General features: G+C 70.7%; 32 protein-coding genes. 27 read left to right on the forward strand and 5 right to left on the reverse strand.

Going from position 1 to position 24,759, the window contains the following annotated elements; genetic code table 11:
* The first annotated feature begins 133 nt into the window (after positions 1–133).
* The 14 genes from ACIQVL_RS03220 to ACIQVL_RS03285 all read left to right on the forward strand — a co-directional run bounded on the left by ACIQVL_RS03220 (position 134) and on the right by ACIQVL_RS03285 (position 8,686).
* A complete protein-coding gene (locus ACIQVL_RS03220; protein WP_403474150.1) occupies positions 134–475 on the forward strand; it encodes a hypothetical protein in 342 nt (113 codons plus the stop codon).
* A gap of 70 nt (positions 476–545) precedes the next feature.
* Positions 546–836 (forward strand): hypothetical protein, encoded by a 291-nt coding sequence (locus tag ACIQVL_RS03225; RefSeq protein ID WP_403474151.1) that lies wholly within the window; start codon positions 546–548, stop codon positions 834–836.
* Positions 837–906: 70 nt separating this feature from the next.
* Positions 907–1,353 carry a hypothetical protein gene (locus ACIQVL_RS03230; RefSeq protein ID WP_403474152.1) on the forward strand — a complete coding sequence of 149 codons (447 nt, stop codon included), beginning with the start codon at positions 907–909 and terminating at the stop codon, positions 1,351–1,353.
* Positions 1,354–1,430: 77 nt separating this feature from the next.
* Complete coding sequence (locus ACIQVL_RS03235) at positions 1,431–1,667, forward strand: hypothetical protein (RefSeq protein WP_403474153.1); 237 nt, start codon at positions 1,431–1,433, stop codon at positions 1,665–1,667.
* Positions 1,668–1,851: 184 nt separating this feature from the next.
* Positions 1,852–2,220, forward strand: coding sequence for a hypothetical protein (locus tag ACIQVL_RS03240; RefSeq protein ID WP_403474154.1), 369 nt, complete (start codon positions 1,852–1,854; stop codon positions 2,218–2,220).
* An 89-nt stretch (positions 2,221–2,309) separates the two neighbouring features.
* Entirely contained in the window at positions 2,310–2,849 is a 540-nt protein-coding gene (locus tag ACIQVL_RS03245) for a hypothetical protein (protein ID WP_403474155.1), read from the forward strand.
* A 92-nt stretch (positions 2,850–2,941) separates the two neighbouring features.
* On the forward strand, positions 2,942–3,430 hold the full coding sequence (locus tag ACIQVL_RS03250; RefSeq protein ID WP_403474156.1) for a hypothetical protein: 489 nt from the start codon (positions 2,942–2,944) through the stop codon (positions 3,428–3,430).
* Between the two features lie 96 nt (positions 3,431–3,526).
* Positions 3,527–3,931 carry a hypothetical protein gene (locus ACIQVL_RS03255; protein WP_403474157.1) on the forward strand — a complete coding sequence of 135 codons (405 nt, stop codon included), beginning with the start codon at positions 3,527–3,529 and terminating at the stop codon, positions 3,929–3,931.
* Between the two features lie 121 nt (positions 3,932–4,052).
* Positions 4,053–4,880: a hypothetical protein gene (locus ACIQVL_RS03260; RefSeq protein WP_403474158.1), complete on the forward strand. Its 828-nt coding sequence runs from the start codon at positions 4,053–4,055 to the stop codon at positions 4,878–4,880.
* Positions 4,881–4,941: 61 nt separating this feature from the next.
* The gene (locus ACIQVL_RS03265; RefSeq protein ID WP_403474159.1) at positions 4,942–5,787 is read left to right on the forward strand and encodes a hypothetical protein; all 846 of its coding nucleotides are present in this window, start codon (positions 4,942–4,944) and stop codon (positions 5,785–5,787) included.
* A 64-nt stretch (positions 5,788–5,851) separates the two neighbouring features.
* Positions 5,852–6,409 (forward strand): hypothetical protein, encoded by a 558-nt coding sequence (locus ACIQVL_RS03270; RefSeq protein WP_403474160.1) that lies wholly within the window; start codon positions 5,852–5,854, stop codon positions 6,407–6,409.
* A gap of 151 nt (positions 6,410–6,560) precedes the next feature.
* Positions 6,561–7,880: a DNA cytosine methyltransferase gene (locus ACIQVL_RS03275; RefSeq protein ID WP_403474161.1), complete on the forward strand. Its 1,320-nt coding sequence runs from the start codon at positions 6,561–6,563 to the stop codon at positions 7,878–7,880.
* 73 nt (positions 7,881–7,953) lie between these two features.
* Complete coding sequence (locus ACIQVL_RS03280) at positions 7,954–8,385, forward strand: hypothetical protein (protein WP_403474162.1); 432 nt, start codon at positions 7,954–7,956, stop codon at positions 8,383–8,385.
* A gap of 100 nt (positions 8,386–8,485) precedes the next feature.
* Positions 8,486–8,686 carry a hypothetical protein gene (locus tag ACIQVL_RS03285; RefSeq protein ID WP_403474163.1) on the forward strand — a complete coding sequence of 67 codons (201 nt, stop codon included), beginning with the start codon at positions 8,486–8,488 and terminating at the stop codon, positions 8,684–8,686.
* Between the two features lie 21 nt (positions 8,687–8,707).
* Here ACIQVL_RS03285 and ACIQVL_RS03290 read toward each other — a convergent pair whose 3' ends face one another.
* Positions 8,708–9,073 (reverse strand): hypothetical protein, encoded by a 366-nt coding sequence (locus tag ACIQVL_RS03290; RefSeq protein WP_403474164.1) that lies wholly within the window; start codon positions 9,071–9,073, stop codon positions 8,708–8,710.
* Positions 9,074–9,436: 363 nt separating this feature from the next.
* On the opposite strand from ACIQVL_RS03290, the gene ACIQVL_RS03295 reads away from it, so the two are divergent.
* From ACIQVL_RS03295 to ACIQVL_RS03355, 13 genes are all read left to right on the forward strand, one after another.
* Positions 9,437–9,757, forward strand: a complete 321-nt coding sequence (locus tag ACIQVL_RS03295) for a hypothetical protein (RefSeq protein WP_403474165.1) — start codon at positions 9,437–9,439, stop codon at positions 9,755–9,757.
* Between the two features lie 68 nt (positions 9,758–9,825).
* Positions 9,826–10,194 carry a hypothetical protein gene (locus ACIQVL_RS03300; protein WP_403474166.1) on the forward strand — a complete coding sequence of 123 codons (369 nt, stop codon included), beginning with the start codon at positions 9,826–9,828 and terminating at the stop codon, positions 10,192–10,194.
* Between the two features lie 222 nt (positions 10,195–10,416).
* On the forward strand, positions 10,417–10,869 hold the full coding sequence (locus ACIQVL_RS03305) for a hypothetical protein (RefSeq protein WP_403474168.1): 453 nt from the start codon (positions 10,417–10,419) through the stop codon (positions 10,867–10,869).
* A gap of 969 nt (positions 10,870–11,838) precedes the next feature.
* Entirely contained in the window at positions 11,839–12,198 is a 360-nt protein-coding gene (locus ACIQVL_RS03310; RefSeq protein WP_403474169.1) for a hypothetical protein, read from the forward strand.
* The gene (locus tag ACIQVL_RS03315; protein WP_403474170.1) at positions 12,195–12,674 is read left to right on the forward strand and encodes an XF1762 family protein; all 480 of its coding nucleotides are present in this window, start codon (positions 12,195–12,197) and stop codon (positions 12,672–12,674) included. Before ACIQVL_RS03310 ends, ACIQVL_RS03315 begins: the two co-directional genes overlap by 4 nt.
* Positions 12,675–12,832: 158 nt before the next feature.
* Positions 12,833–13,432: a hypothetical protein gene (locus ACIQVL_RS03320; RefSeq protein ID WP_403474171.1), complete on the forward strand. Its 600-nt coding sequence runs from the start codon at positions 12,833–12,835 to the stop codon at positions 13,430–13,432.
* A 120-nt stretch (positions 13,433–13,552) separates the two neighbouring features.
* Positions 13,553–13,909: an HNH endonuclease gene (locus tag ACIQVL_RS03325; RefSeq protein WP_403474172.1), complete on the forward strand. Its 357-nt coding sequence runs from the start codon at positions 13,553–13,555 to the stop codon at positions 13,907–13,909.
* A gap of 116 nt (positions 13,910–14,025) precedes the next feature.
* On the forward strand, positions 14,026–14,475 hold the full coding sequence (locus ACIQVL_RS03330; RefSeq protein ID WP_403474173.1) for a hypothetical protein: 450 nt from the start codon (positions 14,026–14,028) through the stop codon (positions 14,473–14,475).
* A 362-nt stretch (positions 14,476–14,837) separates the two neighbouring features.
* Complete coding sequence (locus tag ACIQVL_RS03335) at positions 14,838–15,455, forward strand: hypothetical protein (protein ID WP_403474174.1); 618 nt, start codon at positions 14,838–14,840, stop codon at positions 15,453–15,455.
* 330 nt (positions 15,456–15,785) lie between these two features.
* The gene (locus tag ACIQVL_RS03340) at positions 15,786–16,418 is read left to right on the forward strand and encodes a hypothetical protein (protein ID WP_403474175.1); all 633 of its coding nucleotides are present in this window, start codon (positions 15,786–15,788) and stop codon (positions 16,416–16,418) included.
* 296 nt (positions 16,419–16,714) lie between these two features.
* Positions 16,715–18,508, forward strand: a complete 1,794-nt coding sequence (locus tag ACIQVL_RS03345; RefSeq protein ID WP_403474176.1) for a hypothetical protein — start codon at positions 16,715–16,717, stop codon at positions 18,506–18,508.
* A 131-nt stretch (positions 18,509–18,639) separates the two neighbouring features.
* Positions 18,640–18,864 (forward strand): hypothetical protein, encoded by a 225-nt coding sequence (locus ACIQVL_RS03350; protein WP_403474177.1) that lies wholly within the window; start codon positions 18,640–18,642, stop codon positions 18,862–18,864.
* A gap of 99 nt (positions 18,865–18,963) precedes the next feature.
* Entirely contained in the window at positions 18,964–19,992 is a 1,029-nt protein-coding gene (locus ACIQVL_RS03355; RefSeq protein WP_403474178.1) for a hypothetical protein, read from the forward strand.
* Positions 19,993–20,256: 264 nt separating this feature from the next.
* On the opposite strand, the gene ACIQVL_RS03360 is transcribed toward ACIQVL_RS03355, so the two are convergent.
* The 4 genes from ACIQVL_RS03360 to ACIQVL_RS03375 form a co-directional block, all read right to left on the reverse strand.
* Positions 20,257–21,633 (reverse strand): hypothetical protein, encoded by a 1,377-nt coding sequence (locus ACIQVL_RS03360; RefSeq protein WP_403474179.1) that lies wholly within the window; start codon positions 21,631–21,633, stop codon positions 20,257–20,259.
* 207 nt (positions 21,634–21,840) lie between these two features.
* Positions 21,841–22,290 carry a hypothetical protein gene (locus ACIQVL_RS03365; protein WP_403474180.1) on the reverse strand — a complete coding sequence of 150 codons (450 nt, stop codon included), beginning with the start codon at positions 22,288–22,290 and terminating at the stop codon, positions 21,841–21,843.
* Between the two features lie 91 nt (positions 22,291–22,381).
* Positions 22,382–22,714 carry a hypothetical protein gene (locus tag ACIQVL_RS03370; protein WP_403474181.1) on the reverse strand — a complete coding sequence of 111 codons (333 nt, stop codon included), beginning with the start codon at positions 22,712–22,714 and terminating at the stop codon, positions 22,382–22,384.
* Positions 22,696–24,687, reverse strand: a complete 1,992-nt coding sequence (locus tag ACIQVL_RS03375) for an FtsK/SpoIIIE domain-containing protein (RefSeq protein WP_403474182.1) — start codon at positions 24,685–24,687, stop codon at positions 22,696–22,698. The genes ACIQVL_RS03370 and ACIQVL_RS03375 overlap by 19 nt, the downstream gene beginning before the upstream one ends.
* Between the last annotated feature and the right edge of the window lie 72 nt (positions 24,688–24,759).

The raw sequence follows: 24,759 nt of genomic DNA on the forward strand, positions 1-24,759 counted from the left end.
CACCGCCCGCCGCCACCCCCCGGCGGGCGGTGCGCCCCGCCCCCGAGGCCGGCTGTCTGCCGGAACGGGCGCAGGGCGCACCGCCCACGGTCCCGGAGAGCAACCGGGGCCCACCACGAACGAGGAGCACTCCATGCCGCGATTCCCGCGCTCCCTGGCCCACCGACCCCGCCCCGCCGCGATCCTCGCGTCCAGCGTCGCCGTGATCGTCCTGGGCACTCTGGGCGCCATCGGCGCGTCCGACGCCACCCCGGACGACTTCCGGCCCCACACGGACCGCGCGGACATCGTGACCGCGTACAACGCCGGTTGGAAGGCGGGCGTGGCCGACCTCGGCGACGGCACCCGCCCGACGATCCCGCACGTCACCGGCGACGCGAACGACGCGGGCACCGTCGCGTGGGTCGACGGCTGGATTGACGGGCAGGCCGACGCCCTCGGCGAGCACCGCGACGCAAGCCACACCAGCCGCTGACCCTCACCCCGCCCCGCCGGGGCGCGCCCTTCCGCGCCCCGGCCCCTCCGTCCAGGAAGGCCCGCACACCATGCCCAGCGCCCCCCTCACCCCCGCCCAGGCCGAGCAACTCGGCGACGCCGCCGGTCGAATCGCCGTGTACGCCGCCCGCTCCCTGGTCCAGTCGTACCCGAACCTGAACCTCGAACGGCTCGTCGAGACGTTCACCCGCCCCGTGGCCGTCGAGGGGACCGCCCGCCGCTACCTGGCCGCTCTCGACTGCGGGGCAACGCCCGCCGTCGCCGGGCGCGCCGGGGCCGCGCTCATCCGCGCATGGGCAGACGCCCGCCTGGCCGCCGCCGAGGCCGCCCGCAACGCCTGACCCACCCGACCCGCCCGCCGGGGCGCAGCACCGCGCCCCGGCCCCGCACAACCTCGAGAGGACCCACACCATGGCCCGGAAGATGAGCGCCACCGAACGAGCCGCCCGCGACGTCGTCAACGGCTACGTCCGTAGCGGTCTGATGGAGCGCGGGCAGGCCAACCGCGCGATCCGCGACGGACTGCACATCGCCGAGACCACCGTGCGCCACGAGTACGTCAAGCACGGGTGGGGCTCCGCCCTGTACTACGGGCAGAAGGTCGCTGCGGCCCGTGAGGAGTTCGACGCCGCCCGGCCCGGCTCCGTCGCCCAGCGCGTGAAGGGCGCGCACCTGCTGGCCACGGAGATCTACGCGGCCGTGTTCGCCGTCGTGGAGGCCGAGGAGGGCCCCCGCGAGGGCGCGGAGCGGCTCACACCGGCGCAGGCCGAGGAGGTTATGGCCACCGTGCGCGACACCGCCCGGGAGCTGCGCGAGGAGGCGGCCAACCCTCGCGCCCACCTCACCATCGCCGCCTGACAGCTCCCCCCATGGCGGGCGCGCCCCACGCAGCGCGCCCGGCCCCGCCCGCGCCACCCCGAGACAGGAGAGACCCCGTGAGCACTGCCACTGACCCCCAGGGCATCGACTGGACCACCATGCAGCGCGCCGACTTCGACCCGGCCGCGCCGCTCGCCTTGGTGGACGCCCGCACCGTCACCCGCCGCGTGCAGGCCGTGGCCCACTCGAACGGCACCGACGCGCTGTTCGGGGACGCCCCGACCGACCGCAGCGCCACCCGCGCCCGTAGGCCGGCCGCCGCCCCCACCCCGGACACCGACACCCTGTTCTGACCCGCCAGAACGGTAAGCCGTAGACAGTGCGCCCGACCGATCTGGAAGCGATCGGGTGCGCTTTCATCTGCGAAAACTTCGATTTGATCGGGCCACTTGCTCCCCTCGCGATTTCCCTTGGTGTAGTATTTCCCTTGTTGGTGGAGAGCAACCGCCGACACACCAACGAACCGAGGAGCACCCCATGGCCACTGCCCGCACCGTTCTCCGCGACCGCGTCCGCGCCAACCGCACCGCCTCCGCCGCCCGCCGCGAAGTCGCCCGCGCCGCCCGCCGCGTCCGCACCACCGCCCGATCCCTGGCCACGCACGTCATCGCCACCGGCGCCGACCGCGAGACCGTCAAGGGCGTCGTCAAGGCCCTGCGCACCGCCGCGAAGAACGCGGGCATCAAGGGCCGCCGCGCCCGCATCCGCCGCACCGCCCAGGGCTTCAAGCGCCACGCCGTCACCGCCTACCGGTACACCCGCGCCCAGGTCGCGCAGATCGCCGCCGCGTACAAGCCGCGCAAGGCCGAGTACAAGACCGTCCGCGCCGCGCTGATCGCCGCCTGAGCCACCCCCTGACCGCCGGGGGCGCGGCCCCACCCTCTGAGCCCCGCGCCCCCGGCCCCACCTTCCACACCCCGGAGACGGAGACACCCGTGACCACCACCACCGCCGCCCCGTTCCTCGACCAGTACCGCCAGGCCGCCCAGCGCGCCCGCGTCGTCGCCGAGATCGCCCGCACCCGGCACACCGCCGACCCCGGCATTCACGCCGCCCATCTGGCCATCGCTGAGCGCCTCGACGCCGCCGCCCGAGAGTTCGAGGCTGTCCCGCCCGGCGCGTACGAGGAGCTGCCCACCGAGGCGTGCGAGGAACTGTTCATGGCCGAGCAGGTCGCCGTGGACCACCCGGCCGCCCGCTTCCCCGCCGAGCTCGGTGAGTACGTCCTGGTGCCGCTCGTCGACCGCGAGTTGCCGTTCCCCGCTCGCCTGAACCCGGTCAACCCCGAGTTCGCCGACTTCGCCCAGCGCGAGGCCGACCTGGCGCACGCGCTGCACCTGCTCCACGACGACAACGAGCACCAGTGGGAGCGCACGGACGACTGGCTGCGCGAGGTCTTCAAGGTCTGGCAGAAGCACGCGCGCCTCGCCTCCGAAGTCCGCGTCGACAACGGCCGCCCCGGCAACCAGCACTGACCGCCCCGCCGGGCGGGCGTCACAGGATGCGCCCGCCCGGCGTACTACCCGGCGAGAGCACGCCGGGCCACCACAAACCGGAGGAACACCCGATGAGCACCGCTGCCCCCGAGGCCCCGCAGTACGACGAGCACGGCAACTACACGCCCGAGCCCGGCTATGAGTACCCGTTCAGCGTCTCCGACATCGCCCGCGCCACCGCCAAGCTCCTCGGTCAGGGCTGGACGGCCGAGTCGGGATCCTTCGGCACCAGCGGCACCGTGTTCGGCCCCTACGTCGCGAAGTTCGTGTTCTCCGTGGACTACGAGGGCGAACTGTGCATCGGCTTCAGCCACTACGAAGACGACGACTTCCCGCCCGCACCCCTCCCGGAAGGGGTGCGCGACTACGACGAGGGCCTGTTCCTCGAAGGCGCGTCTGCCACCGACGGGCTCGACCACCTCGCCGAGCTGTCCGCCGCCACAATCCGCGCTGTCACCGGCTACAACCCCGCCGACTGGGACTTCGAATCGTCCGCGTCCCGACAGCACTACATCGACACCGGCCGGTACCTGCGCGTCGGTGAAGCCGAATCGGTCTGACCCGCCCGCGACCGCCGCGTCCCGGGGCCTGGCCGAACGAGCCGCCCCGGGGCGTGGCCCAACCCCTCACCTGAACTGACCGGAGGACAAACCCAGATGGCCGCCACGCTCACCATGACGCTCCCCCTGGAGCTGCTCAGTGACGACGACCTGATGAACCTGCGCGACGAGGCCGACAGGCTCCTGGAGGCACGGAACACCGCATCGCTGCCCGGCAAGGTGCTGGAGGCGGTGAAGGACGTTCTCGCGGAGGACGAGCCCGACGCCCCCGCGCCCGTGTCCGCCGAGTTCACCACCCGCGAGTGGGAAGACGGGTTCTTCTGGAACGACGGCAACCCGACGGTCACCCTCGTCGACGGCAGCACCCGCACCCTCGACCTCTCCGGCCGCCACCGCGACCTGGACGGTGCCCTGACCGATCACTCGGGGTGGATCGAGCCGAACGACAACAGCACGCTCCTCGTCACGTTCGAGCCGCTCGCCCTGGAGCCCTGCATCTGATCACCCCGTCCGGGGCCGCGCCCGCCGCGTGGCCCCGGGCGACACAAGCACAACCCGCGTGACCCCATTCCCCGGCCGGAGAGCACCGCGCCGGACCCACCACGAAGCGAGGAACACCACCGTGATCACTGCCGCCGTCTCCCCCGCCGGGACCGCTGCCCCGCTCGCCGCCCTCCTGCCCACCCGCAAGGGTGTCGCCTGGCAGGTCGACCCGGCCCCCCAGATCATCCGCGCTGGCGCCTCCACGGCCCGCCTGGTGCAGGGGAACCGCGCCCTGGACGTCGTCGAGCAGGACGGCCGCATCTCCGTCTACGCCGACCGGCACGGCGTCGCCGATGCCCCAGACGCCGTCATCACCGAGACCGGCCCGGACCCCGTCGCCGAGCTCGCTGGGCGCCTGCTGCGCGTCGTCCTGCCCCGCCTCGACCGGGAGGCCGCCAGCGCCACCGTGCGCGCCCACGGCCGCGAACAGGTCATCGTGGACGGGGCGCAGCACCTGAACGAGGTGGGGTTCTCCCTCATCGACCACGGCGCGCACGTCGACCCCGTCCGGCATCACCTGGGCGTCGGCATGACCTGGACCGCGTCCAACGGTGCCGAGTGGGGCGTGTGGGTGATCAACGACTCCGGCAACCTCAAGATGTCGTACGAGGGGCCCATGTCGGGCCTGTACGGCTTCCTGCCGGTCGTGCTGCCCACGGCCGAAGGACGGGAGCCCGCCGACGTCGGCAGCGTCTTCACGCGCCGTCTGACGGACGCCTTCCCGCAGCTCCGCCCGCTGGACGCCCATGAGGTCGAGTTCGGCGGCCACGAGCAGCCGGGCGGCTGGATCGCGCTCCCCGGCAAGGACGAGCCCACCGACCACGCGGACGACTCCCGCCGGGTCGTCGCCGAGTTCTCCAGCCTCGGCCCGGACCTGCTGCTCACCGCCGTCTCGCACCTGGTCTGACCCTCGCCCGCCCGGCCGCGCCCCTCCGCCCGGGGGCGCGGCCCCCTCGAAAGGCCCCCGCATGACCTCCCCCGCCACCGCCCCGCCCCGCCCTGCCTGCCCCGCCCGCACCCTCGCCGAGCACGTCGCCGCGCTCCTCCCGCAGCGCGCCGGCATTCCGTGGACCGTCGAGCCGTACGCCCCCTGGTGGACGGCCAGGCACCCCGCCGCCCGCCTGGTGCACGGCACGCGCGCCCTGGTCCTGGTCGCCCGCCCCTGGGATACCGAGATCGGATGGCAGCTCCCCGACCGTGAGCCGACCCGGCCGGACCTCAAGCTCGCCACCGTCGCCCCGGCCGGGATAGCCCGCGAAGTGCTGCGCCTGGTGTTGCCCGTCGTCGACGACGAGGCCGCCCGCACCCGCGAGGACGTCTCCCGCGCCCGGCTCGAACTGCTCTACGAGATCGGCAACGCCATGCGCGCCCAGGGCGCGGTCACGTACGAGCGGGGCGGTCTCCTGGTGAACACGTCGACCGTCACCTGGTCCTCCAGCGGCCTGCGGTACTCGGCCACGCTGCACGGCAGCAACCCCGCGTGTGACGTGCAGATCGAGGGCCCGGTGCGCGCCGTCGAACGGGCCGTCGCCCGGTTCCTGCCCGCGAAGCCGTTGGTGCCGAAGACCTGGCCCATGCGCAACGTCCAGGGACGGTTGCAGCGCCGCATGGCCGCATTCCTGGCGCAGCGCGTCGACGTCGAGCAGGCCGACGCGGGCGGGATCGCGTTCGGTACCCGGCCCGGCGTGTACGGGTACGCCGCGCCCGCGCTGGACTCGGCCGCCCGGGTCCGTGACACCAGCCCCGCGTCCGTCGACCTCCACGGCGTCGGCGTCGACTTCCTGGTCTCCCTCGCCCCGCGCCTCGCCCGCTGACCCGCCGCGCCCCGTGGGCCCGGCTCGCGGGGCGCACCCCGCCTCTGGAAGGACGACCCAACCCGTGACCACTGCGACCCTGACCCCGTTCTCCGCGTTCGAGGACGCTCGAGCCAAGGCGCGCGCCGCCGCTGGCGCGATGGTCCCGCTCCTGGCCGCCACGCTGCACGCCCAGTTCCCCGACGCCCGGTTCCTTGTGATCACCCGGCACGAGACCGACTACGACGGGGATTACCTCCGACTCGACTCGGTCCGTGGAGCTGAGGGCGAGATCGTGCGGGCGTTCCCGGAGCTGCTGAGCCGCGCCGAGCAGCTCCCGGCCGTCCCGGAGGAGATCGCCGCCCTGTGGGGCGCGCACGACCCGCGCGACCCGGGCGCAATCCTCGGCCTGGCCCAGCGTGTCGAGGACACCGCGCCGCACGACTTCCTCGACTTCCTGCCCGAGAGGGCCCGGACGGACGAGGAGATCGAGGGGGAGAACGCGGGAGGGCGTACGCCGCTGGGTATCGCCCTGCCCTGCCCGTGCGGCGCCCCCGGCGGGGAGTGCGCGCCCTGCTGCGGCTCCAAGCCGTGCCCCACGGTGTGCTCCGGCTGCAGCACCTGGCGGCCCGAGTTCCACTGACCCCACCCCTACATCCCAGGGAAAACGCACAGCCCAAGGTAACGGTCTTCACGTTTTCACTGTTCCCCGTCTCGGGATTTCCCTTGGTGTACTATTTGGCGTGTTGGTGGAGAGCAACCACCGGCGGACCAACGAACAAGAGGAACACCAGATGCGGATCATGCCCCCAGCGGTCGCAACCGCCGTTCACGTCGCCACCCTCGCCCGGAAGAGCGGCCTGCCGATCCCGCCGAAGGTGTACGCCGTCCTGGAAGCCGCCGCGAACCCGTGGCCGGCTGAGTGGCTGCTTGCCCCGCTCCCCGGCGACCCGATCCGCATAGTCGAGCTGTTCGCGGGCCCCGGCGGCTGGTCCGAAGGCATCGCCGTCGTCCTCGGCGTCAAGGTCGACGCCGTCGGCGTGGACGTCTCCAAGGACGCATGCGCCACCGCCCGCGCCGCCGGACACCGCCGCATCTGCATCGACATCACGACCCTGGACCCCGAGCACATCGCACTGCGGTACGTGCGCGGCCTGATCGTCTCCCCGCCCTGCCCCTCGTTCTCCCCGGCCGGGAAGCACTCCGGCCAGGACGAGGCGAACATCTTCACCCTGTGCCGGGTCCTCGCCCAGACCTCCGAGGCGGGCGGCTTCCTCCCCGGCAACGAGCTGGACGACTGGTGCGGGGGCTGCGACACCTGCGATGAACTCGGCTACCACGACGGGTTCGCCCCGCGCTCCGGCGTCACCTGGGACGAATTGCGCGCCCAGCTCGCCCCGCTCACCGACCCTCGCATCGGCCTCATGGCGGAGCTGCTGTTCTGGGCGTTCGGCATGCAGGCTGCGGGCGCGCCGCTCCAGTTCATCGCGATGGAGCAGTCCAGCCGACTGCCTCAGCAGATCCTCGACGACATCCGCCTGGAGCTGTGCGGCGGCCAGGAAGAGGGAGAGTGGTACTGGAGCACCGAGGGCATCCTCGAAGCCTCCGAGTTCGGACTTGCCTCCCGTCGTGAGCGGGTGTTCTTCCTGGCCTCCCGTCGCCTGTCGTACCTGCCCACGCCCGCCGAGAACGTTCGCCCGACCACGATGGCGCAGGCCCTCGGCTGGAAGGAGGGCGAGCGGATCAACACGCGCGGCGTCCGCCCGATCGACCCGGCCACCGGCCGCGCCAAGGGCGGGAACGAGTTCTCCGCCGATAAGCCGTCCAACTGCCTCACCGGCAAGGCCCGCACCTGGAAGCGCGTCAGCGACGGTCTGCGCCTCACCCCGAACGAGGCCGGTCTCCTCGTCGGCTTCCGCCGCTCGTACCCCGGTGAGGGTTCCCGCACGAGCGTGTTCCAGCAGCTCGCCGACGTCGTCCCCCCGCTCATGGCGGCGCGGGTGCTCGCCCAGTTCTTCGACGTCGACGGTGAGGCCCTGGCCGCTGACTACCTGTGCCAGCTCTACCGGCTGAACGAGTTCCTCGACTCCGAGGACTACGACACGGTCGCTTAGCCCCCGAGCACGCCCGGCCCCCGCCCCGCGCGGAGGCCGGGCGTTGTCGTTGGCTCGAACTAGGCTGCGAAGCATGAGCACGCCTGCCCCTGCCCCCGAGACGTCCGCCGCCGAGGAGGAGAAGTTCGACCCGAACAACTTCCCCCAGGAGTTGCGCGCCGCGCAGCTCCACGCCGCCGAGCTGTACGCCGAACTCCACGCCCACCAGAAGACCCTCCCGTGGTCCCGCGATCCTCACCCCGGGTGGCCAGAGGAGAAGGAGCGGGGCAGGGAGCACCCGGAGCGGCCCGCGTCGCCCGGCTGGACGGACGAGCAGGCCGCCGAGTACGACCGGCTGTTCGCGGCGCTGCGAGAGGCCACAGCGGCCGTGCAGGGTCACAAGCACTGGAAGGACAGCCGGGAGCACGGCGTCCAGGGCGCCGACATGGTCGCCCTCCGGCAGGCACTCAAGCACGCAGAGGGCGCCGTGCCCCTCCGGCAAGAGGACGTCGAGCAAACCGCCTGAGCGGCCCGTACGCGGCCGATCCTGTCCGGTAGGGCCCGAGGAGCGCGAAGGGGTACAGGGCGGCCCACACGGGGCGCGCCCCCGCTCGAGAGGCCAGATCATGGCTCGCCCCGCCCGCACCTACCTGGTGACGAACTCCCGCGCCCTGTTCGGCGCCCGCGTCATCCGCTTCCGCAGCTCCGCCCCCGCCGGTTCCATCGTCCCGCTCAAGGTCGACGGCCGCCCCGTCCGCGCGCTCCTCACGGACACCCCGCTCGTCGGCGACGTCCTGGTCGCGGAGCTGCAGGACGTCTACCTGTAGCCGAACACCCCGGCGGCCCCGCTACGCCCCGCGGGGCCGCGCCTGGGGCATGTTCCCCTGCCGCCGCTCGTCGACCGCCCTGGACGGCTTGGAGCCGCTGTCGTAGCCCTTCCGCAACCCCGGCTGTGGCCACTGGTACGTGTTGATCGTGACCATGGTGTCCCCGCGTAGGTCCACCTCGACCTGGTAGCGGACCGTCCCGTCCGGCCAGTTCTGCCGTGCCATGACGGGCGCGTGCCGCCACGCCCCGGCTGACCAGACCTCGAGCGCGGGGCGGTCGCGGTTCGGCCATGTCCACACCTCGGGCCTGGGCCCGTCCTCCGGGCGCCAGGGGCGGGCCGGCTCCGGCTCCGGGATCTGCTCCCCCACGCCCTGTTCCTCGCTCATCCTGCGAGCGTACGCCCAGGTCACAGGCTCGAATGCTTCGGGCGGATCCGCCCGAAGCAGGGACGGCCCGCCTATGGCGGATCCGCCATAGGCGGGCGGGTGACGCACGGCGCTCGCAGGGGACTCCAACCCCTCGTGGCACTGAAGGCGGTGATCATGGCGGGCCCGCGGGCGCGCCCACGCCTTGCTGCAGGTAGCGCGCGGCGCCGTGCGTGATCCCACCGTGGCCGGCCGGGGAAGGAACGGGCAAGCCGATTCCGCAGCGCGCGACGCAAGGCGTGGCAGGGGCCCCACGATCCGCGGCCTTACCCGTCCGTCTGGAAGGCCCCCGCTGTGAAGACGCTCCGCCCCTCGTTCGGGCACATGTCCACCCTGCTCATGTCCGTCGTGGCTGCGCTGATGGTTTTCGGCCTGGTGCTCCTGGCCGCCGCCTGCAGTGCTCCCGACGACAGGAGCAGCTCCCGCCACTGCTCCGGGTACGCCGTCGCCTCGATCGCCTGCCAGCCCCACGGCCACGGCCACGGGCACGGGCACCGGCCGCACCCGAGGTACACGAAGGTCGTGCCGACCGCGAACGTCACGAAGCTGCCCGGCGTGACCCCCTCGCCGGTGCCCAGGTACACCCCGCCGCAACGCGTCGCACCGAAGGCTCCGGCCGCGCCGCGGCTCTCCCTGCGGAAGTGACCGCGCGACACAAGCCGTCCGGGCCCGGCACCGTCCGTGCGCCTGCTCACACGTACGGAAGGAACCCCGTGTCTGACACCGCCCCGGCCCCGGCCGAGCTCGAGCTGATCTCCGATGGCCACGGAGAACGCTGCGCGCGCTACAGCATCGTGATCATCGTTCTGCTCACGATCAACCTGATCGCCACCATCGGGTTCGGTCTCCTCGGCGTCCACGACCGCAGGACCTCGACGGTCCCGAACCCGAAGCCGTCGCACACCGCGACGTCCACGCCCACCCCCAGCTCGAGCCCAAGCCCGCCTGAGCCGTCCGGCACGTCCACCCCGAGCCCGCCGAGTCCGTCGCTCTCCATGCCGTCCGACCCGACCGGCACCGCGTGCAGCATCTGGGACCCCGAGTGCGACAGCGGGTCCATCACCGGCGGTACCTCGAGCTGACCCCTCACCGCAACACTGCGCCCCGGCCGGACGACTCCCTGGCCGGGGCGCAGTCATGTCCCGGTGACGCCCTCGGCCGGTCCTGGTGACCGGCTGGTAACCCAGCGGCGGACACAAAACCTTCACGCCGTGCAGGGTGCGCCCTCGCTCGCCGCGCGCCCGCGGCCGCCGACCGGTGGCCACGCGCAGCGGGCAGAAGGGAGCAGCGTGCAGCCGCACGTCATGAAGGCAATGCACGACTGGCGGATGAGCTGGGACGACCAGCAGTTCGCCGCACAAGAGGCCTTCACCACGGCGTTCCCCGCCCTCACCCCGGCGGAGAAATGCCAGTGCTTCGGCCCCACTCTGCGCTGGGAGACCCCTGGCGAGGGAGAAGGGAAGGTGTGCCTCGACGACCACGGGCGCGCCACGATCGAGTTCGAGCGCGTCCCCAAGGCCGCCGTCGGCCAGGCCATGAGGGAGACGTGGGGCGCCGGCTGGTTCGACGAGGGCACCGGCGGGTTCGCCGACGCCGAGCCAGGCAGCTACCACTACGAGGACGAGCAGTCGTACGCCGAGTACGAGTTCGACGTCCACGACGACGGGACCGTCACCTTCGGGATCTCCTACGTGAAGATCGACGACATCGCGACGATCCTCGACGAGCTCGAGCAGGCCCTCGCCGCGCACCGCTGACCCGGGCGCGAGGTGATGTGACGTGGTGCCCCGGATCCGTATCGCGTCACCTCACCTGCCGCCCGATCCTCTGGAGTGACCACACCCAAGGTCCCTCGTTTGGCCGGTCATGGAGACCTCTGAACAAGTCGCCGAACCCGACGCCCAGGAGGACGCCGAGGCGGCCGAGTACGCGCGCCGGCTGGTGCTGTGAACGGCCGTCGCCCGCGCCGAAAAATGCCTGCGCACAGCAGCGGAAGAGGCCACGGCCAAGTACCCCGGCCTTCGAGAGCCATACGAACTCGGCATGCTCCGGACGGCGCTGGAAAACCTGGTCGCCGAGGTGAAGCCGTTCGGCGCCTCCACCGAGGAAGTCGAACGCTTCTGGGCACCCTCGCGCGGAAAGTAGCCGCAGGGCCAGAGAGGTGACGTGACGCGCCCAGAGCTGCGGATTCGCGTCACGTCACCTCACCGCGCATCGTCTCCCGAACCGCGGCGCCGAGTGGCAATGATCGTGACGATGACACTGAATGCGCCGGTAATGATGGCCCCGATGATGACGTCCATGTCTCCCCTTTTTCGATGGCACGGAATTGCGCCGGGAATGAGAATCGCACCCCTTCGCCGGTCATTCCAAGGGCCATTCCAGGGGTGTCTATTCGGGTCGGGAAATCCTGGAATTAGTTTTCGGCAGTGACCGCCTTCTTTTCCGTGGACGATTCGGCTTCGTTTCCGCACAGCAACCCGCTTAGGAAACGTGCAGCTCACGCCCACCGCGCGACCACCTCGGAAAACGCGCACCCCCTAGCACCACGGCGGCGCCCGACCCTAAGAGACTTCACCGCGGACCCCTGGCACACCTCACAGGCTCCCCTGGACAAGAAATCGGGATAGACGGAGCCCGCCCACGTCGTACACGGGGTGCGACCTCCGCGGTAGGCGCCGAGTAGCGCGCGACGCTAGCCGCGGCCGCGCCTACGGTCCGCGGCCATGTCTCCGACCGCTGCTCCGCCCCGTACCCGGATCGCCGGCCTCGCGGCCCGCGCCCGGAACATCGTCGACTCCGGCCTGTGCCCCCAGACCGCCGCCGTGCCCGATTGGCTCGCCCGCCTGGACCAGCTCGAGCATCTGACCGCGGCCCCCGCCGCCGACCGGCGCGCCACGATCGCGATCCTCAACGACGACGTCCTGTGTGACCTCCTGGTCCTGTCGTACCTGCGCCACGGCACCCCGTACGCCTTGTGGGCCGACACTCTGACCGGGTTCGCCGAGGACGTCCTGGGCGTGACCACCTGGGCGCAGCTGCACAGGCTCCTGGACAGGCCCTCGCCCAGCGCGGGCCCTCGATGAGCGAGGAGAAGACACGGCTGCACCTGGTGCCGGTCCGCCAGAAGGACGCCAAGGAGTTCATTGCCACGTGGCACCGGCACCACAAGCCGCCACCTGGGGCAGTGTTCGCCGTCGGGGCGGCGGATCAGGGCAGCACCCTGCGCGCCGTGGCCATGGTCGGCCGCCCGGTGGCCCGACACTTCGACGACGGCCAGACACTCGAGGTCACCCGGACCGCAACGGATGGCGTACGCAACGCCAACAGCTTGCTGTACGGCGCGGCATGGCGAGCCGCGAAGGCGCTCGGGTACACCCGACTGATCACCTACACGCAGGAAGGCGAGACCGGCGCCAGCCTGCGCGCGGCCGGCTGGACGGTGGTGGCACAACGCCGCCCCCGGCCCGGCTGGAACTGTGCGAGCCGACCCCGCACGGCGCAGGGCACGGAGAACGTGGCGCGCACCCTGTGGGAAGCGCAGCCGGTCGACACGACGTGAACCGCGGCCGCCCTCCTCGGTAGGCTCTGCTTCGGAGACCTCGTCGGACTCCCCCTCATGGGCCCCGCAGCGCGGGGATACAGCCCGTTCCGACCGGGCTGACCGTGCGCGCCCCATACCGGCCGCGCTCGTCCGCCGCCTATGAGGAGATCCCCTCAATGCCCACCCCTGAGCACGTCCTTGTTGCGCCTGTCTCCGAGGGCGGCGCGCTCGTCTTCGCGCACACCCTCGGCAGCGGTATCCGCGTCTGGATGCGAGGTCTGGTCCGTCACGTCGACGAACGCACACGGCCCCGCGGCGTCGCCGCCCCGCTGTACGGCGGCACCTTCCGTGAGGTGACGGCCCTGCGCGACTTCCTCGCCGACTTCCTGGACTACGGCGTCGACGACCCGGCCATGCCGTTGCGGCCGGGCCGTATCCGGGACACCCGGCCGCTGGTCGCGCGGACCGATCTCGACAGCCTGACCAGCCGGATGCACTTCCAGTACCGGTCCATGTCGCCGATGCACACCTACGGCCCGTGGAACGGAGCCGCGGCCGAGCTGCTCGTCAGCCGCGTGCGGGGCGTGGAGAATCCGCGCCTCGGCTACTTCGCTACGGGCCTGCCGGAGTTCCCTGCTGATGCCGCCCTCGACGCGCCGCCGGCCGGACCGTCCTCGGCTGTCATCAGCCGGGAGCGGGCCGAGTACCTCGTCGAGTTCCTGGACGCTCCGGTTGGCCATGTCCTCCACCACCTCGGGCGCGGCTTCAAGGGGTGACGGGTACCGCGCGACGTAAAGCGCGGCCGCCGCCCACTCTCCCCGCCTCGCCCCGGGCGTGCCCACCAGGGCCGTGAACACCGTGGTCCGGCGCCCGGGGCAGGCGAGGAGACCAGTGCTGTGAAGGCACGACAGCGAACCGGCCCCACCGACGTGGTGAAGGCGATCGTCTACGACCGAGACGGCGGTGCCTGCGTGCGCTGCGGCGGACGGCAGGACCTGACCATCCACCACCGCGTGAACCGCGGCATGGGCGGCGCCCGCGAGGAGTGGATCAACCAGGCGCACAACCTGCTGCTCGTGTGCACCGTGTGCAACTCCTGGTTCGAGGACCACCCGCGGGAGTCGTACGAGGCCGGGTGGAAGGTGCGCCGGCCGGAGCTCCCCGGCGAGGTCCTGGTGCGCTACCCCGACGGCCGCGAGTACCGGCTCGCGCCCGACGGTGTGCGGTCCCCGACCGTGGCGGCCGTCCGATGAAGCGCCGCCGTTACGGGCAGTGCCCTATCTGGTCGTGTCTCGACAGCGAGTTGCGGTGTCAGCGTCGGGAAGGCCATCGCGGAGCGCACCGCGCATCCGTGTCGGGCCTGGAGGCAATGCACCGGTCGTGGCACAAGAACGTGTACGAGTGGCGTCCGGGGACTGCCCTGTACGCGCCCCGCGCGACCACCTACCGCATCGGGTGGCACGGGGCGGACATCCTGTCGGTGCTCGGTCTGTGGGCGTTCGCCTCCGTGGGCGCGGCCGCCAGCTTCGCCGTGCTCGAGGTGCTGCTGTCGATCCGGCAGCCGCGGTTCGTCGACCTCGGCCGGTTCACCGCCGGGGTGTGGCACGTGCCCTACTCGGCGAAGCCCCGGGTGTTCGGCATCGCGTGCGGTATCGACGGCGGGCAGCGGTCCCGGCAGAGAGCCGGAGTGCAGGTCGTCATCGGAGGGGTGTCCCTCGGCGTCTTCGCCCTGCTCGATCGGTACGAGTGGCGGCAGTGGAAGGAGCACCTACGGGAGCAGGCGGCAGTACGGAGCGACCGGAAGGAGAGCCGGTCGTGAGCCCCCGCGTCACACTGCACCGCCGCGTACGAGCCCCTCGAGGCCTGCGCCTGGGCCCGTTTCGGCTGTGGGCCGCGCGGATACCGCACGGACCGGCCCTCGGCGCCGGACGGATCGCGACCACCGACACCCCCAGCAACCCAGCTCCCGGGCAGCAGTACGCGCGTGACGGGAGCGGCTGGGTTCTGGTGCTGGGCGGTGTCGCGTTCGCCGTGCTCCGCTGCAGGTCAGTGCCTGTGCTGCCGCGGCATCCCTGACAAGGGTATTTACCTTGGTGTACTGTTCTCGCCTCGGCGGGATGGGGTTGCCCAGTCGCCGCGCCAGCGCAAAACCGCGCCACAGTTGGACGGAGAACAGCCACCATGCCCAAGGCTGGGATCACCTACGGCCCGCGCATCAAGGCCCCGGATTACAAGCAGATCGCCGCGGACGCCGAGAAGCAGGTCCTCGAGCACCTCGGCCTCGAGCGGCCCGAGGACCTGGTCGCCAAGGCGCGCCCCGACAACCTGGTTGTGGGGGCCGCGGAGGTCGTCGACCAGGCCGACGCGGAGCTCGCCCTGTACCTGGACGAACGTGACCAGGCGTTGGCGCACCTCTGGTTCTACGAGCAGCGCCTCGGCCTGTCCAAGACAGCCGGCCTGACGAACATGGGCTACCGCCACGCTCTCGCGAAGCTGATGTTCGGCGACAAGCGGCACACGCTGCCGGACGGGACGAACGAGGAACTCGTCCAGGCCGCCGAGCAGGCGGGCATCGAGCGCGTACCGGATGCCGAGGCGCAGCTTCTCAAGACGGCTCCGATCGTGTTCGCAGCGCGGGCCCGTCGCGATGTCGCTGTGCGCTACATGCAGGAGGCGGTACTCGCCCTGTCCCAGTCGCCGTACGACTGGACACCTGACAAGATCGCCGAGCACGCTGGCGTTCACCGGGAACTGATCTACAAGCAGCGGTCAGCGGCCCGTAAGCGCCACGGCCTGTAAGCCGTCACCCGCTCGACACCGACCGGCCCCAGGTCTCTTGGGGCCGGTCTTTTTGTTGCCCCGATTCTGTTCACACCGGGAACCGGTTTTCGGTCCCCGGTCACCGGAGACCGTTTTCCGGTCGCCGGTTTCTGGGGCGCCGTAGAACCGGGCGCCCGAGGATTGGGCCCCTTTAGTAAGAAGATCAAGTACCACCATCAAGTAGGTTCCGATGCCTTCGCTTCGCTCAGGCATCGGCGGGTCCCAGGGCTTGCTAGAGCTCCAACGCCACCAGGCGCAGCAGCCGCAGGGGGCTGTCACAGAATCCGGCCTCCCGGCGTTCCCCCGAACATGACGACATCTTCCAAGCCCCGGCGCACCATGCTCCCGCCGAACCTCACCCGCAACTACTACGAGGTGAAGCGCCTCATAGCTGAAGGGGACGGCAGGCAGCTTCCGCACTGGTACCAGCTCACCAGTGAGCAGAAGCGGTCCGAGGAACTCAACGTCGAGTTGTTCCGGCGGGCCATCCTGCGGGCCGAGGAGGAGCAGGACCTCGTCGCGAGCTTCAACGCCCCCGCCGCCCAGCAGCAGCCAGCCGCCACCGAGTCCGCCGCGCCCGCGACCGAGCCCTGCGACTGCCCCGGCTGCTCCCTCGTCCCCGCCCTGGCTGAGCTCATCAAGCAGGCCAAGCGCCTGGAAACCATCCTCGGCTGGGACGTCGACGGCAGCGGCAACAGCACCGTGTACGCCTTCAAGCCCGTCTCCCTCACCCCCGAGCAGCGCGCCGACCTGGAGAAGCGAGCCAAGGAAGCCATTGCCCGGTGGGTGGCCGCGGGCAAGCCGCTCACGACTCCCGGTTGGATCCCGACCTCTCGAGTGGGCTTGGACGGCTTCGAACCATCCCTCCTCGGCCTGCAGCGCTGGGGCTTCCTCAATCGACCCGCCCCGCAGGTGTCCGTCCGGGACACCGGGCAGCTGTAACAGAATCCGGCCCCCGTCGTACTACAGGGTGCGGCTGGCTCTCTGACCCCGAGATCCCCTAGGGGAAAGCACTCCAGCCACGCACCCCCTCGGCCGGGGTGCGGACTCCGCTCCACCTCCCCAGTGCAGAGTCCGTACCCCGGCAACGACTTCCGGCACACCAACCCAGCAGCCCCATTCCCCGGGTGAAGCTTCATTTGGTCCCTGCCGGAACCCGCGGCCTGGCCGACGGTCCGGGCATGGACCGTCCGGCCAGGCCGCGACACTAGATCCCCACGGGCTGCACCTTCCGGCCCATGTCCCGTACGCAGCCCCCGCCCTCACGGCGCAAGGTCGTCCCCCCGGCCAGGGAGCTGCAGCACGCCCGGAAGCCCGGCGTCGTCTCCCGGGATGCCTCCAACGTCGCGGACATCCTGCTCCGCGCCCCGGCCGCCGCCCGGCGCCACGCCTTCAAGCACGACATCACCGCCCGTGAACGCCCGTACGTCATGCGGGAAGTCGAGCGGGCCACCGGCTCCATGTACGGCCTTTGGGCCGACACCCCGTCCGGGTTCATCGAGGACGTCCTCGGCGAAAGCATCTGGAGCCGCCAGCGCGAGATCGTCGACGCCGTCCCGTTCCACAAGCGCACCGCGGTCCCCGCCGGCTTCGGCGTCGGCAAGACCTGGATCGCAGGACGGCTCGTCGCCTGGGCCGGGTCCGTGAACGCCCCCGGAACCATGGTCATCGTCACGACCGCCACCCGGTTCCGGCAGGTCCGAAATCAATTGTGGCCGCACATCCGCAAGGTCGTCGCCCGCGCAGGCCTGCCCGGCTACTGCGATACGACCCAGTGGAAAATCCCTGACCAGTGGGGCAACGACGTGATCGTGGCGTATGGGTTCACCGCGCCGGAGAACGACGAAGCGGCCATGCAGGGCATCCACGGCACGCCCAAGCTCCTCATCGTCGTCGACGAGGCTGGCGGTATCGCCCGCACCATCGGCAACGGCACCAACAACCTGCTGACCGGCGACGCCCGGATGCTAGCCATCGGCAACCCGGCAATGGACGACCCGCGGAGCTGGTTCGAGGGCCTGTGCGAAGAGGGCGAGGATCCCGAGGAGCCGTCCACCGTCACCATCCCGATCGCGACGTTCGCCTCGCCGGCCATCACCAAGGAACGTGTCCCGTTCTGCAACGACTGCCCCGATGGTGTGCCCCCGCACTCCCTCGCCATCCACCTCCCTGACCAGGACTGGGTAGACCGAACCATCCGCGAGTACGGGGCCGATCACCCGTACGTCATCGCCAAGGTCCACGCGAAGTTCCCGAAGGGCGGAGGCGGCCTCACCATCCCCGTGACCTGGGTCGAGGCAGCGCAGCAGAGCGACGACCCGAACGGGCCCGGCTGGCGACGCCTGTGCGACCTCGGCCTCGACAAGGAGACTGCCGCCCACACCGTGAAGGACGGCGCCTGGGTCCGCCTCGGCGTCGATGTCGCCGCCGACGGCGGCGACGAGTTCGTCATCTCCCGCATCGTCGGCGACGTCATCGAGACCCGCTACTGCTCCTCCGGCACCATGAACGACGACCAGGTCCTCCTCGCCGAGAAGGTCCTCGAGGAGATCAACGCCGCGCGGCTTCTGGCCGTCGCCCTCGGATCCCAGCACCCCGTCCGGGTGAAAGTCGACCAGAACGGCATCGGTCACGGCGTCGTGTCCATGCTCAAGCGATGGGCCGACACCGGCCGTCACCAGGCGCAGATCGTCGGCGTGATGGTGTCCGAGTCGCCCACCCAGGACGACCCGGGCGCGCTGATGCGCCCGTATCGCAAGCGCGACGAAATGTGGCTCGCCACCCGCGGCCTGCTCCAGCCCGACCCGTCCACCGGTGTCGGCCGGCTCCGGCTTCGCGTCGACCGGCAGACCGGCATCCAGCTCTCCACTCCGCGCCTGGGCTCCAACAGCGCGGGGTACAGCGTCGTCGAGTCCAAGAAGGCGATGAAGCAGCGCGGCATGAAGTCCCCCGACCGCGCCGACGCGGCCCTACTCAGCGTGTACGAGCCCGAACCGATCAGCCCGCCGCGCCGCCGCGGCCTGCTCAACTAGAACCTGGTGCCGACCAGGTGAGAGACGATGCGCCGCATGCCCCAGGCGCACCGGGACGCCCTTGATGCGGCCACCCCAAGATCCCTCACCGCAGCCCCTGACAGCCTCCAGGACGCTGGTACGGTCCCCGCATGGACGTCGCCCAGGCCCAGGCCTTCACCGTGTCCCTGACGGCCGCCGAGCGGGACCAGGTGCAACTCGCCGCGGCCGCCGCGGGCAAGACCGTCGACGACTTCCTTCGGAACGCGGTCCTAGCCGCGGCCTACGACCCATTCCTCACCGCCCTCGAACAGGCCGCGGACACCATCGCCGCCCATGCCGCCAAGGACCCGATTCAGCACAGCTACGCCAGCTGAACCACGCCCAGCCCACACTTTTCGCGCGCACGAAAACGCATTGTGACCAGCCGGAAAGGCGAGGACGCTGAGACCGTGGACTCGACCGTAAGAAGCCTCTTGGCCGACACCGTGCGCGGCATGCTCCCCGCCCCGGACCCCGTGCGCCGCCGCCGGGTACGCGCCAGTGCCCGAGAGCTCGTTGACTGCAACCCGTGGCCAGAAGACGACGACGCGACAACGGGCCTCGACGTCGCCAAACTTGCTCTGCTGCGGCTTCTCCACCTGCAGCAGCAGACACGCAAGGCAGCAAAGGCCGGAGTCGACGAGGCGGTTGTCCAACTAGCTCGGTCGTCGGTCGAGGTGTGCGTGCTCGGCGTGTACTCCCTGCACGAATCGAACGTCGTTGCGCAGTTGAGGGCCGGGTACATCAAGGCGATGAGCAGCATGCTCGCCTACCTCATCGAGGACGGCCTCGTCACGAAAGACCTCGTCGACCAGTCGGCGGCAACCCTGGGCAGAGCCGCCAACGGGCCCGGCGTATTTGCGATGGCGGACCGAATCGACACCGCCCTGGGCAGCACGGGGGCCGTCAGCCTCTACCGACGCTTTTACGTGCCGACCAGCGCCTTCTTCGTCCACGCCAATGCCGCCTCTCTGCTGCGGCACGTCAGGACGGACAACACGCTGTCCGCGCGTCCGTCGATGCCCTGGACGCGTCGGTCCGCACTACACGTCAGCGACGCATGCGTCGGCATCCTCGCCTCGGCCCTCGCCGCCGGCGAGGGCAAGCCGTACGCCGAGTTCGAGCAGTACGCCCGCAGCCACATGGCACTGACCTTCACACCGATGGCAGTCGCAGCGACCAAGGGCCTGAGCCGGTCCCTGCCGCTCAGACAACTGCCCCTTCTGGCCAGAACGGTCCGAGACCTGCACCAGTACACGGAGTCCGCTGAGGCGGCCGCGGATACACCGGAGGCCCGCGAGGCGCGCCTCCGCGACGGGTATGACCAGCTCGTGCAGCTTTCCGGCATCGCCTTCCCCGATGACATGGTCCGCCTGGTCAGCGACGACTTCGTTACACGGATCCTGGAAGGCATTGCCGAGTACAACGGAGAGACGGCACCGGCTGACACTTCGAGCCTCTGAGCTGATGCAGAACGGCCCGGTACCGACGGGGGATGCGGTACCGGGCCGTGTCTATGCAACCGTAGTCGTGACGCAGTTGGGAAGGCCCCGACGCCATTGATCACCTGAGACGATCCGTCATGTGGCCGACACAAGACGCGTTGCGGCTTCGCTTCGCACGCGGAAGGAGGAAGGCGTCCGGCCACGCAACGCGTAGGCCGTCACGCGAACCAACCGCGGCCCGTGAACTGGCGGTGATCCTTCTGGGTACCGTCCTCTTGTAGGTCAACCACGGCTTTGACCTCGCATCACGTCGACCAGCTCGGTACCTACCATTCGCCCTCCGTACAGCACACCCCAAGCAGCCACGGAGACGACCCCGATCAGCGGTGTCGCCGCACCGTCCGGCATCCCCACCGCCGTCGCCCCCACTACAGTGCCAGTCACGATCACGCCCAGGGCGACCAACCGCAGCCATTCCCGGCTCACTACGGGTGTCACGTCCTCAAGGTCCTCGGTGTCCAGCAATTCAAGGGTCCGGCCTGCGGCGTACCGCTGGGCGATCTTCAGCAGCATGGCTGCCGTGTCCTCGAAGACCTTTCCCGTATCGGCTGCGGTGTCCTGCCTGGCCTCCATGGCGCGCAGGGCACCGACCACCTTCGCCGCGTGCTCCTTCAACTCACCTCGGCGGTCGCGCCGTACGCTCCCGTGTCTGGTCCGCCACGCGCTCCACACTGCCCGCTCAGCCGCCTTCAAGCTGACCCGCGGCGCATACAGCACATCGCCGGGCTCCAGCCGCTTGTACGCCCGCCCCAGGCTCCCGCAGACAACCAGCAGTACCACCACCGGCTGCCATCGTGCCGTCTCACCGCCCTGCACCGAGCGGGGCACCCTCTCCCGCGCGTCGCGGATATCTGAGCGCCGGCCGTTCTCCTCAGCGTCGTTGACTCGGCGCAAGAACGGTGCCGCCCGCAGCATGACCTTGGTGAACATCACCAGCAACACGACAATGATCAGGACCGTGGCCGTACGGACGGGGTCCGTCCCCGGCCCGGTCATCGCCGCATCCGCAGTCTCCCGCAACCATCCGACCGCGTCCCGCCCCCAGCCCCACACTGTGGCAAGCGGGTCCAGCACAGGTCCGCGACAAGCCTTGATGGCGTCAGCCGCAGGTCCGTTCAGATGCACAACCGCGTGGTCCGCCCTCAGGCAGTCCGGCTGTGTCGGAGTTTGGCTGACCGGGGGGTGGTCGACCAGGTACCTGACGCCGGCGACAATCGTGCCGACGTTGAACAGCGCCACCACGAGGACAAACAGCTTGGTCGCGTGCACCACGAACGCCCAGGGCGCAAACCTGCACCACGCCTTGACGGCCTCAACAACGCCGCACCATTCCCGTGTCAACGGCCCCGGAGTCCTCGGTGCTCCCGGCACCACCAACTCCATATGCATCACGGCGTTCTGTACACGCTGCAGCGCGCGTCCCGTGACCCACTCCTGCCAGGAGAGTCGCGTTGGCCCGATCGCGCGGCGGAGCACCAGTACTGCCCGCCGCCTCAACCGACGGAGCGGCGGTGCGGACACATCCCAGACGACCAATGCCACGTACATGAAGATCAGGAGGGCAATGAACTTCGCCAGGGATATGAGTAGTTCGACCACCCGGGAAGTCTGCCGCATTTCAGGTCAGCCTGCCCGTGCGGCAACAAGGGCGCACACCGCGTAGCACCTCCCGCTAGGCGTGGTCAGCGGGCAGCCCTGAACACCGTTCACAACCTCGGGAAACCCCGTCGCGGTGCCGGACGCCTGACCGGCGGAAAGCTCAGGGGCCCCGTACGCGCCGTACGGGGCCCCCGTCGTCTGTCCGGGCTACTCGGTCGGGTGCGCGTCCAGCCACCGCGACAGGTTATGGGCGGAGCCAAGTACCGCCGGCCGGTTCGTACCGAAGGCCGTTGCGCCCTTGTCCTCCCCCACCGCGATGCCGTCCTCCATCTTGTTGATCAGGACGTACGCCCCCGACCAGAACTCCGGGCCCGTGCCCTTGTCCGCACGCATCGCCTTCCGCAGCACCCGGGCCGGCTCCATGACCGCCTGCATCTGCTCCCAGCACGTCCCCGGCTCCTGCTCGAGGCAGCCGCCGTCAGCGTCGAACTTCTCCACCGCGGCCTGGAACTTGGTGGTGGCCGCCCCCAGGCTCACCGCCTTCGCCGTCGGCTTCGCGTCGGCCTTGTCGCTCGAGCTGCCGCAGCCACTCGTCGTCGCCACGGTCGCGGCCAGAATCAGCGCGCCGACCGTCTTCCCCCAGATGAATCTCCCCATGACGGGGGATCATCGCACGAGCCACCGACACGGACACGACAAAGGGCCCCAGCCGTCCGGCTGAGGCCCTCCCCGAAGTGCCGCCGAGTTACTACTTCTTCGCCGCCTTGCCGCCGCCCAGAAGCCCACGCAGGGCGTAGGAGGCGACCGCGACGCACAGCGCGCACACCCCAGCCGCGATGAGCATGGCGACAATGCTGGCGAACACCATCAGCCCGATACCGGCCCCGCCGAAGGCGATGAGGAGGTACCGAAGCCACGGGTCGGACTGCTTGATGATGATCTGCTGCACGGGCGCCTGGCCGTGCCCGTGCGCGTGGCCACACTGGCAATGCTGGAGCGGCTGCTGGTACTGCTCGACGGGCAGATGGGGGGCCATGTTGCCCGGGTAGACGTTCGTCGGGACTACTGACTTACGGGCCACGAGACGGCCTCCTCGTTTGTTGCGGGCGCTTCGGGGGCGGGGGTGTGCTGGGCCGCCGTGAGGACGAAGACGACCGCGCGGTTGCGCGTACCGGTCTCCTCCACCCAGCCCGCACTGACCCACTGCGACAGCCAGGGGCCAATAGACGTGTGGTGATTGCAGATGCCGCGCTTGACCGCCTCGGGCTTGGTCAGGCCCTCCGGCCCGGCCTTCTCCAGGGCCTGCCACAGGCGGAGCCGGTTCTCCTCGATTCGCGAGCCGTCCGGGTACGTCGGCACAGCGCGCAGCACGGGCCGGCCGCCGCGGGGGCCACCGCCGGGAGGGGTGGGCGGAGTCGGCTCGGGGTCGGGATCCGGCTCGGGGTGCGGCCGCACGTCCTCGGCGGTTTCCTCGTCGGCGGGCGCGTGCTCGAGCGACGTCTCGAGGATCTGCTCCTCGCTGATCCAGTAGCAACGGCCCTCGTTCGGCGCCGTGTACCGCTCGGACGACACCATGCACTTGCCCGGCAGGTCGAGCTCGTCGAGGCGCCAGCCCTGCCCGTACGCGCCCGTGCCCATGATCATGTTGATGGGGGTCGGCTCGTTCACCGGCAGGCCGATGCGTACGCCGAACTGCTGCCGGGTGTCGGTGCCCTTGCCGCCGAACGCCTGCTCACTGGGCGACTGGGTCGCGGCGATGATGCGGATGCCCATCGCGCGGGACACCTGCATGAGCGTCATCAGCTCGGACGCCACGTCGGGCGCCTGGCGGAGAAGCTCGGCGAGCTCGTCGATGATCAGGACGATGTACTTGCCGTGCTTCCGGGTCCACTTCTTGACCCGCTCGCCCTTCGGGCCGCGCAGCGTCGACAGGTACTTGCCGCGCCGTGTCATCTCCGACTTGAGCCAGACCAGGACCTGGCGGGCGGTGTCCGGGTCGTCGGCCAGGGCGACCATGTTGTCCCGCCACGGCCCCAGCTCGAGGGCGCCCGGCTTCATGTCGATGCCCGCGAGCAGCACGTCGTCGCATGCCACCAGGTTTCCGGCCAGGACGTTGACTGCCCCGGACTTGCCCTTGTTGGTGCCACCGGCGATCAGGACGTGCCCGTCGACGATGTCGATCAGGATCTCGCTGCCGTCGGGGTAGATGCCGATCGGGATGGGCTGCTCGATCGAGGTGACGCCCACGCCCGGCCACGGGATGCCAGGCCCGGCGAGGGGGTCGGTGGTCTGCAGCCGTACGAGGAGCTGGTTCGCCTGCGCGCCCTCGCTCAGGCGCAGACGGCCGGGGAGGTCGAGGTTCGCCTGGAGCTGCTGCCGCTTGGCGATGACGGCCTGGGCGGAGGTGTTCTTGCCCGGCGGGAGCGTCACCAGGGCGTACCAACCGGTGTCGGTGAACACGATCCGGGAGACGTCGACCGCGGGCACGCCCAGGGCCACCAGGGCGCGGCGGAGCGCGGTCTCCTCCTCGGTGTCGCCCGTGACCCCGGCCTGGCCGACGTTGACGCCCATGCCGTCGGGCAAGGGCGCGGTCTTGGCCGCCTTGATCTGCAGGTTGAAGCGCTCGTGGCGGCTCTTGACCAGCCACGGCACGTACACCGCGTACGAGGCGATGGTGACGACGCCGCCCGCGATGAGGGACGGGACGGACGGGCCGGTGATGGCGCCGATCGCCGTGTTGATCAGGGTCCCCGTAGAGGCGACGCCAAGTGAAGTCGCCACGGCGTTTTTGAACTTGAGCCCGCCGTAGGTCAGGCCCGCGGTCGCGGCGATGCCCAGGCCGTACCCAACGTACGCGCTCGCATCGACGCCGGCGAGGTTGTGGAGCCAGCCCAGGCAGGTCATGCCGAACGTGGTGGCGGCCGGGGCCAGCTCGTAGCGCAGGCGCCCGCACCAGCGGCACACGGCCTCGGCCATTCGGCGGGTACGGCCGTGGGCGGAGGTCTTCTCTATGGGCGAGGTGACGTGATCAGGCGCATCTCGAGGGATGAACACGTCACGTCACCTCGACAGGAGGGACGTCGACAGACGGATAGAGGCTGCGGTGCGCGAGGGCATCGGGGGTGT

The organism is Streptomyces sp. NPDC090499 (genome assembly GCF_044769305.1).
Lineage (GTDB): Bacteria > Actinomycetota > Actinomycetes > Streptomycetales > Streptomycetaceae > Streptomyces.

Excerpts from the sequence above, each read along its gene's own strand:
- ACIQVL_RS03220 (WP_403474150.1), top strand. The coding sequence starts at position 134 with ATGCCGCGATTCCCGCGCTCCCTGGCCCACCGACCCCGCCCCGCCGCG.
- ACIQVL_RS03225 (WP_403474151.1), top strand. The coding sequence starts at position 546 with ATGCCCAGCGCCCCCCTCACCCCCGCCCAGGCCGAGCAACTCGGCGAC.
- ACIQVL_RS03230 (WP_403474152.1), top strand. The coding sequence starts at position 907 with ATGGCCCGGAAGATGAGCGCCACCGAACGAGCCGCCCGCGACGTCGTC.
- ACIQVL_RS03240 (WP_403474154.1), top strand. The coding sequence starts at position 1,852 with ATGGCCACTGCCCGCACCGTTCTCCGCGACCGCGTCCGCGCCAACCGC.
- ACIQVL_RS03250 (WP_403474156.1), top strand. The coding sequence starts at position 2,942 with ATGAGCACCGCTGCCCCCGAGGCCCCGCAGTACGACGAGCACGGCAAC.
- ACIQVL_RS03255 (WP_403474157.1), top strand. The coding sequence starts at position 3,527 with ATGGCCGCCACGCTCACCATGACGCTCCCCCTGGAGCTGCTCAGTGAC.
- ACIQVL_RS03265 (WP_403474159.1), top strand. The coding sequence starts at position 4,942 with ATGACCTCCCCCGCCACCGCCCCGCCCCGCCCTGCCTGCCCCGCCCGC.
- ACIQVL_RS03275 (WP_403474161.1), top strand. The coding sequence starts at position 6,561 with ATGCGGATCATGCCCCCAGCGGTCGCAACCGCCGTTCACGTCGCCACC.
- ACIQVL_RS03280 (WP_403474162.1), top strand. The coding sequence starts at position 7,954 with ATGAGCACGCCTGCCCCTGCCCCCGAGACGTCCGCCGCCGAGGAGGAG.
- ACIQVL_RS03285 (WP_403474163.1), top strand. The coding sequence starts at position 8,486 with ATGGCTCGCCCCGCCCGCACCTACCTGGTGACGAACTCCCGCGCCCTG.
- ACIQVL_RS03290 (WP_403474164.1), bottom strand. The coding sequence starts at position 9,073 with ATGAGCGAGGAACAGGGCGTGGGGGAGCAGATCCCGGAGCCGGAGCCG.
- ACIQVL_RS03295 (WP_403474165.1), top strand. The coding sequence starts at position 9,437 with ATGTCCACCCTGCTCATGTCCGTCGTGGCTGCGCTGATGGTTTTCGGC.
- ACIQVL_RS03305 (WP_403474168.1), top strand. The coding sequence starts at position 10,417 with ATGAAGGCAATGCACGACTGGCGGATGAGCTGGGACGACCAGCAGTTC.
- ACIQVL_RS03310 (WP_403474169.1), top strand. The coding sequence starts at position 11,839 with ATGTCTCCGACCGCTGCTCCGCCCCGTACCCGGATCGCCGGCCTCGCG.
- ACIQVL_RS03315 (WP_403474170.1), top strand. The coding sequence starts at position 12,195 with ATGAGCGAGGAGAAGACACGGCTGCACCTGGTGCCGGTCCGCCAGAAG.
- ACIQVL_RS03320 (WP_403474171.1), top strand. The coding sequence starts at position 12,833 with ATGCCCACCCCTGAGCACGTCCTTGTTGCGCCTGTCTCCGAGGGCGGC.
- ACIQVL_RS03330 (WP_403474173.1), top strand. The coding sequence starts at position 14,026 with ATGCACCGGTCGTGGCACAAGAACGTGTACGAGTGGCGTCCGGGGACT.
- ACIQVL_RS03335 (WP_403474174.1), top strand. The coding sequence starts at position 14,838 with ATGCCCAAGGCTGGGATCACCTACGGCCCGCGCATCAAGGCCCCGGAT.
- ACIQVL_RS03340 (WP_403474175.1), top strand. The coding sequence starts at position 15,786 with ATGACGACATCTTCCAAGCCCCGGCGCACCATGCTCCCGCCGAACCTC.
- ACIQVL_RS03345 (WP_403474176.1), top strand. The coding sequence starts at position 16,715 with ATGTCCCGTACGCAGCCCCCGCCCTCACGGCGCAAGGTCGTCCCCCCG.
- ACIQVL_RS03350 (WP_403474177.1), top strand. The coding sequence starts at position 18,640 with ATGGACGTCGCCCAGGCCCAGGCCTTCACCGTGTCCCTGACGGCCGCC.
- ACIQVL_RS03365 (WP_403474180.1), bottom strand. The coding sequence starts at position 22,290 with ATGGGGAGATTCATCTGGGGGAAGACGGTCGGCGCGCTGATTCTGGCC.